Raw genomic sequence first — 12,486 nt, forward strand, 5'->3', positions numbered from 1 at the left:
CGATTTTCAGCAACTGGTACGACCTTTGGTCCCTGTCTCATCAAATCTCCGCCCCATGATCAAATACCACGTTCTTCTCTTTCTGCGCAACATGCGGCGCCAAAAGCTATTTTCGGCCATCAACCTGCTGGGCTTAACGGCCGGTATCGTCAGCACTTTGCTAATCTACCTGTATGTGCAGCACGAGGTGAGCTATGACCGTTTTCACGCAAACGCCGACCGCATCTACCGCATCAACCAGACCTTCATCTGGGGCGAAAACGACGACCACCTGTTCTCTTCCACCGGTCCGGGCGTAGCCTATGCGTTGGATGCCGAGATTCCGGAGGTAGAGCAGGTAACACGCGTACATCCGACGGGCAACTTCCTGGTATCGTATACGGATACGAAGCACGAAGCGCATGCCTTTGATGAAAGCAAGATTCTGGCGGTGGACTCTAACTTTCTTTCCGTTTTCACCTTCCCGCTTGTAAAGGGCAACGCTGCCACAGCCTTGACGCTGGCGCGGAGCATTGTCCTGACAGAAGAAGCCGCACGCCGCTATTTCGGCGACGAAGACCCCCTGGGCAAACTGCTCGAAGTAAAAGACACGAGCCCGCAGGGCGATGGCGCCCTGGTGACATACCAGGTAACGGGCATTGTAAAAGAAGTACCCTCGAACTCGTATATCGACTTCGACATGCTGGTGTCTATGAACACCTTCGAAAATATCGCCAAGGCCGACTGGAACTGGATCTGGACAACCTTCGAGACCTTTGTACTGCTCGACAAACATGCTTCACCCGAAGCGCTCACGGCCAAACTGCCGATCCTTCCACGCAAGTATGCTGAAACAACCTTGCGTCGCACCATGAACCAGTCCTTCGACGACTATACAAAAAGCGGTCGTTCGTGGGAGCTGTTCGCACAGCCGCTTACCAGCATTCGCTTATACTCGGACAATATCTATAACCGCCTGAATACCGTCAGCAGCGTCGTGATTTTATACGTGCTGTCGGGTGTTGAGATCTTTATCGTGTTGCTCTCGTGCATCAACTTCATGAACTTATCGACGGCGCAGTATACACGTCGTATCAAAGAGTCAAGCTTGCGTAAGATCCTGGGGTCGAACCGCCTGCAATTGGCCGTGCATTTCTTCGTGGAGGCATTGATGTTCTGTGTATTGGCGGCAGGTATGGGCCTGGCGGCAGCGCAGCTGGTATTGCCGCTCTTCAACGTACTGACGGGCAACGACCTTCATCTCAACCTGTTCACGGACCCTCAAATTCTCATGGTGCTGGGTGCACTGATCCTGATCATGAGCGCCTTGTCGGGTAGCTACCCCGCCATCTTCCTGAGCCGCTTCTCACCCGTAGAGGCGATGAAGGGTACCCTGCGTACCGGCAAGCAAGGCAAGGTGCTGCGCAACGGTCTGGTGATGTTCCAGTTTGCCATCTCGATGGTGCTGATCGTCTGTACGGTAGTGGTATTCCAACAACTGCACTTCCTGGCTAACAAAGACGTAGGCTTTAACCGCGAGAACCTGGTCGTGGTAAAACGCGGTGAATGGATTAAAGACAGAAAAACATTCGCGCATGCGCTCAAGAACATTCCGCATGTAGAGGAAGTGGCCTGGTCTACCTCGGTACCGCCGCGCCTGTACGATGGCGACCAGTTTCAGGCAGAAGGCCATACCGATAAAACTTCTTCGCTGAACTATGTAAAGGCAGACGAACAATATATATCCACGCTGAAGCTGCAGCTCGTGGTGGGCCGCAACTTCTCGAAAGATATACCCGCCGACAAAGAGCGCGTCATTTTGAATGAGAACGCGGTGAAGGCCTTTGGCTGGAATGTAGACGAAAGTGTATTGGGCAAGAAAATATTCTACCCGGGCATCGAGAAGACGTACGAGGTAGTGGGTGTCGTGAAAGATTTCCACTACTGGGCGCTGGCCGCACCGGTACAGCCGATGGGCATCTTCCACATGGAGGGATCGGCATATTCCAGTCAGCAACAGTTTGCCGTGGTACGGGTGGAGGCTGGACAAGCCGACGTATGGAGCAACGTACTGGCATCGCTGGAGAAAGAATGGAAAGTATTTGCCGGCGACGCCCCGTTCCAATACGAGTTCGTGGATCAGGCTTTTGCCGAAGCGTTCAAGGGACAGGAGCAATTCGCCCGTGCCTTAACAATCTTCGCGGCAATGGCCATTCTGATCGCTTGCTTCGGCTTGTTGGGCATGATCATTTTTACCCTGGAGCAACGCACCAAAGAGATTGGTATTCGCAAAGTAGTCGGTGCCTCGGTCTGGAGCATCTGGGTGCTGGTGGTACGCGAGTATACCGTACTGATCGTGGTATCGGTGCTGATGGCGACACCGTTGTGCATTTACCTACTTACAAAGTGGCTCGAGACCTTCCAGTACAGAGTGCCGCTGACGCCCTGGGCCTTTATCCTGGCGGCGGGCAGTATGCTGGCGACATCTATCCTCATCACCGGCTACCATGTGTTAAAAGCCGCGCTGATGAATCCTGTGGCAGTATTAAAAGATGAATGATCCTGACGTTGTGGTTATTGATAGTTTAGGTTAATGTTAAAGTTCAAATGTGCAGAAGGCTGCCGGTTCGCCGGCAGCTTTTTTTATGTCAAGACCTAACAGACCGACTCGCTCAGCAATCAACCTATATACTTTCCTTAACTTTTAAGGAAACAAAAATGCGTTTCCCGAAAACGCTTGCGGAATGGTGACAATCCGCGCAAACGAAAGCCAGTAACTGTCAACCTAACATTCGTTTTTGAGCTGGATTCGAAACATTTCCGGAAGTTTGCTTGAATAGTAGATGATAATTCGTGATAATTGTACTCGCACAGAATTTTATGATGAAAGATCTAAAAATAACCGAACGATCGTTAAGCCTCACAGGGCTGACCAGCGTTACTGTGCTCGTCATCGTCGTCATTCTCCTCGTGGTCAAACCCGCAGGGGCGATGGTGATTTAAGATTTTAAACAAGATATCACGAACCGCCCCGACTACTCGGGGCGGTTTTGTTTTATACAGGCAACTACAAACTAACAGTTGTAAATTATGTACTACACGAAAGACACGATCCTTTTCCTGAATGGGAAATTTATCAAGGCGGTCGATGCCCACATAGATCTGTACAGTCAGACACTGCACTATGGCTTCGGAGCGTTCGAGGGAATCCGTGCCTATCAGACCATGAACGGCACGAAGGTTTTCAAAGCCGTCGAGCACTTCGAGCGCCTCAAGAAAAGCTGCGCGCTGGTCGGCATTCCGTTTCAGTACGAAACCGAAGAGCTGGTACAAATTGCCTATCAACTGTTAGAGAAAAACGACCTGTCCGACGCCTACATCCGTCCGTTGGTATACAGCGGCGCCAACATGCAGCTGACGCAAACGAACGAAGTATACCTGATGATGTGCGCGTGGGAGTGGGACAAATACCACGGCGACAAACACCTCCGGATGTGCATCTCGTCGTATCAGCGCCCCAATCCGGGTGCGTTGAAGGTGGAAGCCAAAGTAACCGGACATTATGTGAACTCGATCCTGGCGACCAGCGAAGCCAAAGTACGCGGCTACGACGAAGCCCTCATGCTCGACATGAACGGCAACATCGCCGAAGCCCCCGGCGCCAACTTCTTCCTGGAAAAAGACGGTGTGTTGTACACGCCGGCGCTGGGCCATATTCTGCCGGGCATCACGCGGCAAACGGTGCTAAACATTTGCCGTGAGCTCGACATACCGGTGAAAGAAAAACAAATCCGTCCCGAAGAGCTGGAAGCAGCCGACGGCGCGTTTTTGTGTGGCACCGCGGCCGAAATAGTAGGTATCGAGTCCGTTGATGCAAAACCTTTTAAAAAAGAATGGTTTGACAGCTTAGGGGCGACCGTGCAGGAAGCTTACAAATGTCAAGTATTGGAGAAATCATTTAGCTACGTCATCATCTAGACAACCAGATGGTCCGTGGAGGCGGAGTATTCAAGCTCGGAATACTCCTGCCGTCCACGAGTAACCGGAAGGTTATAGGGGAAGAGTGATCAGCAGGGGAGAAAATTTTTTAAACTAAGTTTCATCATAGAGTCAACAACGTGAGTACAGAATTGAATAAGTACAGCAAGACACTGACCCAGGATCCGACGTTACCTGCCGCACAGGCAATGCTTTACGGCATTGGTCTGACGGACGAAGACATGCAGAAGGCGCAGGTAGGCATCGTGAGCACGGGCTTCGACGGCAATACCTGCAACATGCACCTCAACGGACTGGCGCAGGATGTGAAGAAGTCAGTGTGGGCGAGCGATCTGGTAGGATTAGTCTTTAACACCATCGGGGTAAGCGACGGCATCAGCAACGGTACGGCGGGTATGCGTTATTCACTGGTGAGCCGTGATATCATTGCCGACTCGATTGAGGCGGTGTGTGGTGCACAATATTATGACGGCCTCGTCGCGATCATGGGCTGCGACAAAAACATGCCCGGTGCGTTGATCGCCATGGGCCGGTTGAACCGTCCTGCGATTATGGTATACGGCGGCACGATTGCCGGTGGCCACTACAAGGGCCAGGAACTGAACATCATTTCGTCGTTCGAGGCCCTCGGTAAAAAACTCGCAGGCAACCTCAGCGACGAAGACTACAAAGGCATCATCAAAAACTCTTGCCCCGGCGCCGGCGCCTGTGGCGGGATGTATACTGCCAACACGATGGCTTCGGCGATCGAAGCCATGGGCATGTCGTTGCCGAACTCGTCGTCGAACCCGGCGGTGGATCAGTCGAAGAAAGATGAATGTGCTGCTGCGGGTCAGGCGATTTACAATCTGCTGAAGCTTGACCTCAAGCCCCGCGACATCATGACGCGTAAGGCCTTTGAAAACGCCATTACCGTGGTCATGGCCACCGGCGGCTCCACAAACGCCGTCCTCCACCTCATCGCTATGGCCAAAGCCGTAGACGTCGCGCTGACGCAGGACGACTTCCAGAAGATCTCGGACCGTATACCGCTGCTCGCTGATTTCAAGCCCAGCGGCACGCACCTCATGGGCGCACTGCACAAGATCGGTGGCATGTCGTCGGTATTGAAATATTTGTTGGAAAAAGGTTTCCTCCACGGCGACTGTATCACCGTAACAGGGAAGACCCTCGCCGAAAATGTAAAAGATGCCCCGAGCCTCGTCTTCGGTGAAAACAATGTTATTTATCCGGTAGAGACACCACTCAAGCCCACCGCTCACTTGCAGATTCTCTATGGCAACCTGGCCGAAAAAGGCTCAGTCGCCAAGATCACCGGTAAGGAAGGCGAGCGCTTCAAAGGTCCGGCCCGTGTCTTCAACGGCGAGTTTGAATTGATCGACGGCATTCAGAATGGTCGCGTAAAATCCGGCGACGTAGTGGTAATCCGCTACGTAGGACCGAAAGGCGCCCCCGGCATGCCCGAAATGCTCAAGCCCACGTCAGCCATTATGGGCTCCGGCCTTGGCAAAAACGTGGCCATGATCACCGACGGTCGCTTTTCCGGCGGCTCCCACGGATTTGTGATCGGACACATCGTGCCGGAAGCTTTCGCCGGTGGCCTCATCGCCCTGGTAGAAGACGACGACCTGATAGAGATCGATATTAAGGGTCATTCCATCAACCTGTTGGTGGATGATAAAACGATAGCCGTGCGCAGAGCAGCGTGGAAGCAACCCGCGCTGAACGTTAAGAATGGAGTTTTATGGAAGTATGCTAAACAAGTAAAAACTGCTGCTGATGGATGCGTTACTGACGAAGAATAAGCCTGCCGTAGCTGTAACCAGCGAGGTTGAAACCGCCAAGAAGATCACCGGATCGGAAGTGCTGCTCAACTCGCTCGTGTCGGAAGGTGTTGATATAATTTTTGGTTACCCGGGTGGGGCCATTATGCCGGTATACGATGCGTTGTACGGCTATGCCGACCGCCTCAATCATATCCTGGTGCGCCACGAACAAGGCGCCATACATGCCGCCCAGGGTTTCGCCCGCGTATCGGGCCGCACGGGTGTGGTATTTGCCACGTCCGGTCCCGGCGCTACCAACCTGGTAACAGGACTGGCGGATGCGCTGATCGACTCGACACCGCTGGTCTGTATTACAGGCCAGGTGTTTGCTCACTTGCTGGGCACGGATGCCTTCCAGGAAACGGATGTGGTCAACACGACCCTTCCCGTCACGAAGTGGAACATTCAGGTGGCGGAAGCCAAAGACATCGCGCCCGCGGTGGCAAAGGCTTTCTACATCGCCAACACGGGGCGTCCCGGACCGGTGTTGATCGACATCACCAAGAATGCACAAAATGAAATGATCGCGGAGCAACCGTACGAAAAGTGCGAACACATCCGTACCTATAAACCGAAGCCGGTGCTGCAGGCAGCACAAGTCGACAAGGCCGCGGAGATCATCAATGGTGCGAAGCGTCCCTATATCCTGGCGGGACAAGGTGTACTGCTGTCGGGTGCGACAGACGCGCTGGTAGCCTTCTCGGAAAAGACCGGTATACCAGTGGCCTGTACGTTGCTTGGCCTGGGAGGTTTCCCGGCCGACCATCCGAACTATGTGGGCTACCTGGGCATGCACGGCAACTACGGCCCCAATCTGAACACCAATGAGTGCGATGTGCTGATCGGCATCGGCATGCGCTTTGACGACCGTGTAACCGGTAACGTCAGCAAATATGCCAAGCAAGCGAAGGTCGTACACATCGACATTGACAAGGCGGAGATCAACAAGATCATCCTGACCGAAGCCTTTGTACATGCCGATGCGAAGGAGGCGTTGCAAGCGCTGTTACCGAAGTGCAACGTGGCCAAGCATATCGACTGGGTGGACAGCTTCCACAAACTGAACAAGATCGAATTCGATAAAGTCATTCACCCCGAGTGTAATCCGTCAGGGAAGATCACCATGGGTGAGGTGATCAGCAATCTCACGAAATATTCCAATGGTGAGGCCATTGTGGTGACAGACGTAGGGCAGCATCAGATGGTCACCTCCCGCTACTATCAATACAAGAACCCGCGCAGCAACGTCACGTCGGGCGGTGCGGGCACGATGGGCTTTGCCCTGCCGGCAGCACTCGGCGCCAAGATGGCGATGCCGCTGAAGCAAGTGGTGGCTGTCATTGGTGATGGTGGTTTCCAAATGACATTGCAAGAGCTGGGCACCATCATGCAATACAACATTGCTGTGAAGGTGATGGTACTGAACAACAATTTCCTGGGCATGGTGCGCCAGTGGCAGCAGCTGTTCCACGGCAAGCGGTATTCGTTTACCGAAATGACCAACCCGAACTTCATCATGCTGGCCCAGGCCTATAGCATCCAGGCCCGCAAGGTGGAGGCACGCGAAGACTTACACGATGCTCTGAAAGAAATGCTGGCTTCGAAAACCTCGTACTTCCTGGAAGTAGTGGTGGGCAAAGAAGACAACGTATTCCCGATGGTACCGGCGGGTGCCGGTGTCGCCGATGTGCTGCTGGAAGCGCCGGAAGACTGTAAATAGACCCGACGGAGTTAGATCAAAGACTGAGACATGAAACAGGATTTCACATTAGAGATACATTCGGATAACAACTTTTCGGTGATCAACCGGATCGTCAATATCCTGAACCGTCGGCGGGTACGCATTAAGCGGCTGCTCGCCCACGAAGCCGAAGATGATTTTCGTCGTGGTACCGCGGTACTGCTGCTGGTGGCGACGGAAGACATGATGGAAAAAGTAAAACACCAGGTAGAAAAACTCATCGAAGTAGAGCAGGCGCTGTATTATACCGGCAGCGCATTGTACTGCGAGCTGAGCGCAAAACACAGTGCGATTGAAAACGCATAGCATTCCGAAGCACCTATTTTAACTGTAAAACATAAACAATTAAACACATAGACAATGGCTAAGATTAATTTTGGCGGAACCATAGAAGAAGTAGTAACACGGGAAGAATTTCCGATGGAAAAGGCCCTGGACGTATTGAAGAACGAAACCATTGCCATTATCGGATATGGCGTGCAAGGCCCTGCACAGGCGTTGAACCTGCGCGACAACGGATTTAAAGTGATCGTGGGACAACGCAAGGGTTCTAAAACCTGGGACAAAGCAGTTGAGCACGGTTGGGTTCCTGGCGAGACGCTGTTCGAGATCGAAGAAGCTGCCAAGCGTGGTACGATCCTCGAGTTCCTGCTCTCAGACGCCGGCCAGATTGCCCTGTGGCCTACCATCAAGCCTTTCCTGACCAAAGGCAAGACGCTGTATTTCTCACACGGCTTTGGTATCACCTTCAAAGACCAGACCGGCATCATCCCTCCGGCCGATATTGACGTAGTACTGGCTGCACCGAAAGGTTCGGGTACTTCGGTACGCCGCCTGTTCTTGCAAGGTAAAGGTATTAACTCGAGCTATGCTGTATTCCAGGACGCCACCGGCAACGCTACACAGAAGGCTATTGCCCTCGGTATCGGTGTAGGCTCAGGCTACCTGTTCCAAACGGATTTCAAAAAAGAAGTATACTCTGACCTTTCCGGCGAGCGTGGTACGCTGATGGGCGCTATCGCCGGTATCTTCGAAGCACAATACGAAGTATTGCGTGCCAACGGTCACTCACCTTCAGAAGCATTCAACGAGACGGTAGAAGAGCTGACACAAAGCCTGATGCCGCTCGTAGCCGAGAACGGTATGGACTGGATGTATGCCAACTGCTCGACTACCGCTCAGCGCGGTGCGCTCGACTGGAAGAAAAAATTCAAAGCCGCTACGTTGCCTGTGTTCCAGGAACTGTACAAGAGCGTAGCGACCGGTGAAGAAGCAAGACGTACGATCGACACCTGCAGCAAGCCAGATTACCGCGAGAAGCTTGCCGAAGAGCTGAAAGAGCTTCGCGAAAGCGAGCTCTGGCAAGCAGGCGCCGCGGTGCGCCAGCTGAGACCTGAAAAGAACCAGGTGGAAGCCAGCATGATCAACTCATAATTCAGATCAATGTGCAGGTAAAAAATACCTGCACATTGTTTTTATAACAAGACCATGGTATCAGATAAACAAACGGAAAGCCTCGATGTCAACGCCGCCGCTGCCGTGCTCAAGTCGGTAGTGTTGAAAACCCCGTTGCAGTTTCACCGGAAGCTTTCTGAGAAATTTAAAGCGGAGATATACCTCAAGCGCGAAGACCTGCAAGTAGTGCGCTCTTACAAGCTGCGGGGCGCCTATAATCTCATTCAAAGCCTGACCACCGACCAGCGCCAGCGTGGCGTGGTCTGCGCCAGTGCCGGCAACCACGCGCAAGGCGTAGCCTTCTCGTGCCGCCAGCTGGACATTAAAGGGGTGATCTATATGCCGGCCATTACGCCCAAGCAGAAGATCAACCAGGTAAAAATGTTCGGTGGTGAGAACATCGAGATCGTACTGATTGGCGATACGTTTGACGAATGCCAGGCGCATGCCCTGGTCTTCACGCAAGCGAACAACATGGTGTTTATTCCGCCGTTCGACCACCTGAAGGTGATTGAAGGGCAAGGTACTGTTGGTAAAGAAGTCCTCGACGAGCTGAGCGACATCGACTATATGTTTGTGCCCATTGGTGGCGGCGGTTTGTGCGCCGGCGTGGGCCAGTACTTTAAACTATTTTCTCCAAAGACAAAGATCATCGGTGTGGAGCCCCTGGGCGCACCGTCTATGAAAGAAGCGCTGAAGGCTGGTCACCCCGTGGTGCTGGATACTATTCAGCGTTTTGTAGACGGCGCTGCGGTGAAAAAGGTAGGCGACCTGACCTTCGCATTGAGCAAAGATTTGCTGTCCGATATGCTGCTGGTGCCGGAAGGCAAAGTCAGCACGACCATTCTCCAGCTCTACAACGAAGATGCTATTGTGGCCGAGCCGGCCGGTGCATTGTCTATCGCGGCACTGGAACAATATGCCGACCAAATACGGGGTAAGAAGGTCGTGTGTATCCTGAGCGGCGGGAACAACGACATCGACCGCATGCAGGAGATCAAAGAACGCTCGCTGCTGTACGAAGGACTAAAACATTACTTCATTGTGCGCTTTGCGCAACGCCCCGGAGCGTTGAAGCAATTCGTGAACGAGATCCTGGGGCCGACGGACGACATCGTGCGGTTTGAATTTATCCAGAAACACAACAAAGAATCGGGGCCGGCCCTGATCGGCATCGAGTTGAAATCGAAAGATGATTTTAATACACTTATTGCCCGTATGGATAGCCACAAGCTGAACTATACACTTGTGAACCAGAACGAGAACCTCTTCGAATACTTAGTCTAAAACCACTATGCTACAACGTACCTCTACGCAAACAATCTTCGTGGAGGTACGTAGGTAGCGAATTGCGGTGCTGCCAGTTAAAATACGTAGATCGTCGTATTGAATGGGGTGCGCAGGCCATCGAATTTTACTTCATAACAAAAAAAACCTTATGAAGATCATTACTCGATGCCTCCGGCACGCAACGCTGGCGCTATGCCTGATGCTCGGTAGCGTAGCATGGGCACTTGCCCAGGACAGCTACATGGCGCGTGAAACCGCCTACGCCATCTCAAACAAAGCCGAACAGGGGTACCTGGGCAACGTGGAGATGGATGAAGCGCAACGCGAAATCAGGCTCTACTTCGTCACGGCCACTAAGGCCAAGAAGATCAAAATGGAAAAGTATATTTTTGATTTTGACCTGACCTTCAAGACCTCGGAGAAAGAAGAGTACGACAAGCCTAAGGATCTTAAAAGCAAACACAGCTGGTTCAAATTCCGCAACGAAGAAGTCGAGACGGTTGTCGGCGTGACTGCCGAGCCCAACATGATGGGTAACCTGGTGTTTAAGCGCAAAGAGATTACCAACTACTGGAGCTGGTTTTCGGGCGGTTACAAAACGAAAGTGAACGTAACCGACAAACTGAAACCGAAGGGTGAAGACGGTAAAAAGTTTTTCTACCGCAGCCACTTCGACAACGACGAGAACGGCGAAGTACTGGCCCTGGTATCGCCTAAATATGGCGGCGCGAACTACAACAAGATGCAGGAGGAGTACAGCATTCTGCGTGTTAATACAAACCTGGACATCGTCAGCACGACGCAGATCAAGTTTGACAAACCGCAATGGAACATCTTCTCCGGGCGGTATACATTCGCGGGAACTTCCGACGAAGACCTCTACCACGGTGACTACGTAGCCATCTTCGCGCCGTTTGATGGCGCGGGTGTTAAGAATGCCTCGGAGAAACCGACAGAATATACTTATGTGCGTATCTCGCCGCAGGGCGAGGTAAAAGAGCAGGTCACCTTTGATACGAAGTCCTCGCGTTGGCAGATCGAGGGTGTATACGACAAAGACGGTGTCGTGACGATCTACGGTGCGGGCTTCCGCATCAAGAAGCCGTCAGATGCCTATGGTAACCTGAAGAATTACAATCCGGCCGAAGATTCCAAGGGTTTTGACAACTTCCAGCTGGTAACGATCAAAGGCGGTAAAGTAGATTTTGTTACCGCCCCGAACCTGGAGGAAATGGCCACCAAGACGGTGGCTCCTGCAGGACAGAAGAAGGCCAGAGAATACGATGGCGGCCGCCTGCAGGTGACGGGCCTGGAGACCGCCGGGAACGGCGACATCATGGTGATGGCGCAGATGGTGAATAAGAACTTCAAGAGCCACCAGTTTGTCTACAAGGACTTCATGGTGCTGCACTTTAACGGCAAAGGCGATCTGAAAAAACTGTACAGCATCGACTCGCCTGCGAAAGGTGGTTTGTCGAACGCCACCGACCCGGTAAGCTCGCCGGCCACACGTGCGTCGAGCTCCAACATCTTCCTGGGCGCAGACGGCAAGTCGGCCTACTGGATGACGGGCCTGGTGACAAAAGTGGACAAGGCGACGCAGCGCTATTACTTCTCGGGCTCGTCGGTTACAACCTATACGCCGCGTGAGCAATTGCTGATCGGCCGGATCGATCTCGAGAGCAACACCATGGGGCAAGTGATTGAGACGGGTGATGGGGCGAAAGGAAAAAAGGACTTCTTCCTGCGCCAGGATATTCGCTACGTGCCGTACAACAATAGCAACGGTTTGCTGGTGATTGGCGAAGATCGCGCGGGCTTAGGCCTTTTTAGCAAGTCTGGTAATTATATTTATCTTGGCATGATCGACATGTCAAAAAAATAAAAGACAAGAGCAGACCCTCTTTACGAAAATGGTGTCCCGATGCAAAGCGGGTTGCGCCGGCAGAACAATCCAGAGCCTGTTCCTGCTAGTTGCACCCGCAGAAGCTTGGGGCACCTTTTCTGTTTTAGAAGATAACCCCGCCGCGGGGCCATCCTCTAAAAACAGTCTTCACTCTCGCTCCCACACTCTGCATTTCAAACGCCCGAAAACATAGCGAACTACTTCCTCCATTCCCGTGTTAAATATCAACGCAGGGTTCATATTACTATACTATACTACCTACTGATTGTTAGGAATCATAAAAAAATGTT

General features: G+C 52.5%; 9 protein-coding genes. All 9 read left to right on the top strand.

The window, feature by feature from the left end:
- Positions 1 to 55: 55 nt before the first annotated feature.
- The 9 genes from KK062_RS21200 to KK062_RS21235 all read left to right on the top strand — a co-directional run bounded on the left by KK062_RS21200 (position 56) and on the right by KK062_RS21235 (position 12,175).
- Positions 56 to 2,539 carry an ABC transporter permease gene (locus KK062_RS21200; RefSeq protein ID WP_254086355.1) on the top strand — a complete coding sequence of 828 codons (2,484 nt, stop codon included), beginning with the start codon at positions 56 to 58 and terminating at the stop codon, positions 2,537 to 2,539.
- Positions 2,540 to 2,859: 320 nt separating this feature from the next.
- On the top strand, positions 2,860 to 2,982 hold the full coding sequence (locus tag KK062_RS30790; protein ID WP_262899281.1) for a hypothetical protein: 123 nt from the start codon (positions 2,860 to 2,862) through the stop codon (positions 2,980 to 2,982).
- 87 nt (positions 2,983 to 3,069) lie between these two features.
- Positions 3,070 to 3,957: a branched-chain amino acid transaminase gene (locus KK062_RS21205; protein ID WP_254086356.1), complete on the top strand. Its 888-nt coding sequence runs from the start codon at positions 3,070 to 3,072 to the stop codon at positions 3,955 to 3,957.
- Between the two features lie 140 nt (positions 3,958 to 4,097).
- Complete coding sequence (gene ilvD, locus KK062_RS21210; protein ID WP_254086357.1) at positions 4,098 to 5,783, top strand: dihydroxy-acid dehydratase; 1,686 nt, start codon at positions 4,098 to 4,100, stop codon at positions 5,781 to 5,783.
- Entirely contained in the window at positions 5,758 to 7,524 is a 1,767-nt protein-coding gene (gene ilvB, locus KK062_RS21215; protein WP_254086358.1) for a biosynthetic-type acetolactate synthase large subunit, read from the top strand. Before ilvD ends, ilvB begins: the two co-directional genes overlap by 26 nt.
- A gap of 30 nt (positions 7,525 to 7,554) precedes the next feature.
- Entirely contained in the window at positions 7,555 to 7,851 is a 297-nt protein-coding gene (locus tag KK062_RS21220; RefSeq protein WP_254086359.1) for an ACT domain-containing protein, read from the top strand.
- Between the two features lie 54 nt (positions 7,852 to 7,905).
- On the top strand, positions 7,906 to 8,979 hold the full coding sequence (gene ilvC, locus KK062_RS21225) for a ketol-acid reductoisomerase (RefSeq protein WP_254086360.1): 1,074 nt from the start codon (positions 7,906 to 7,908) through the stop codon (positions 8,977 to 8,979).
- A gap of 54 nt (positions 8,980 to 9,033) precedes the next feature.
- Positions 9,034 to 10,287, top strand: coding sequence for a threonine ammonia-lyase IlvA (gene ilvA / locus KK062_RS21230; protein WP_254086361.1), 1,254 nt, complete (start codon positions 9,034 to 9,036; stop codon positions 10,285 to 10,287).
- A gap of 151 nt (positions 10,288 to 10,438) precedes the next feature.
- Positions 10,439 to 12,175, top strand: a complete 1,737-nt coding sequence (locus tag KK062_RS21235) for a hypothetical protein (protein ID WP_254086362.1) — start codon at positions 10,439 to 10,441, stop codon at positions 12,173 to 12,175.
- Positions 12,176 to 12,486: the final 311 nt, after the last annotated feature.

It is taken from the genome of Dawidia cretensis (assembly GCF_018598175.1).
In the GTDB taxonomy this organism is placed as follows: domain Bacteria; phylum Bacteroidota; class Bacteroidia; order Cytophagales; family Cyclobacteriaceae; genus Ohtaekwangia; species Ohtaekwangia cretensis.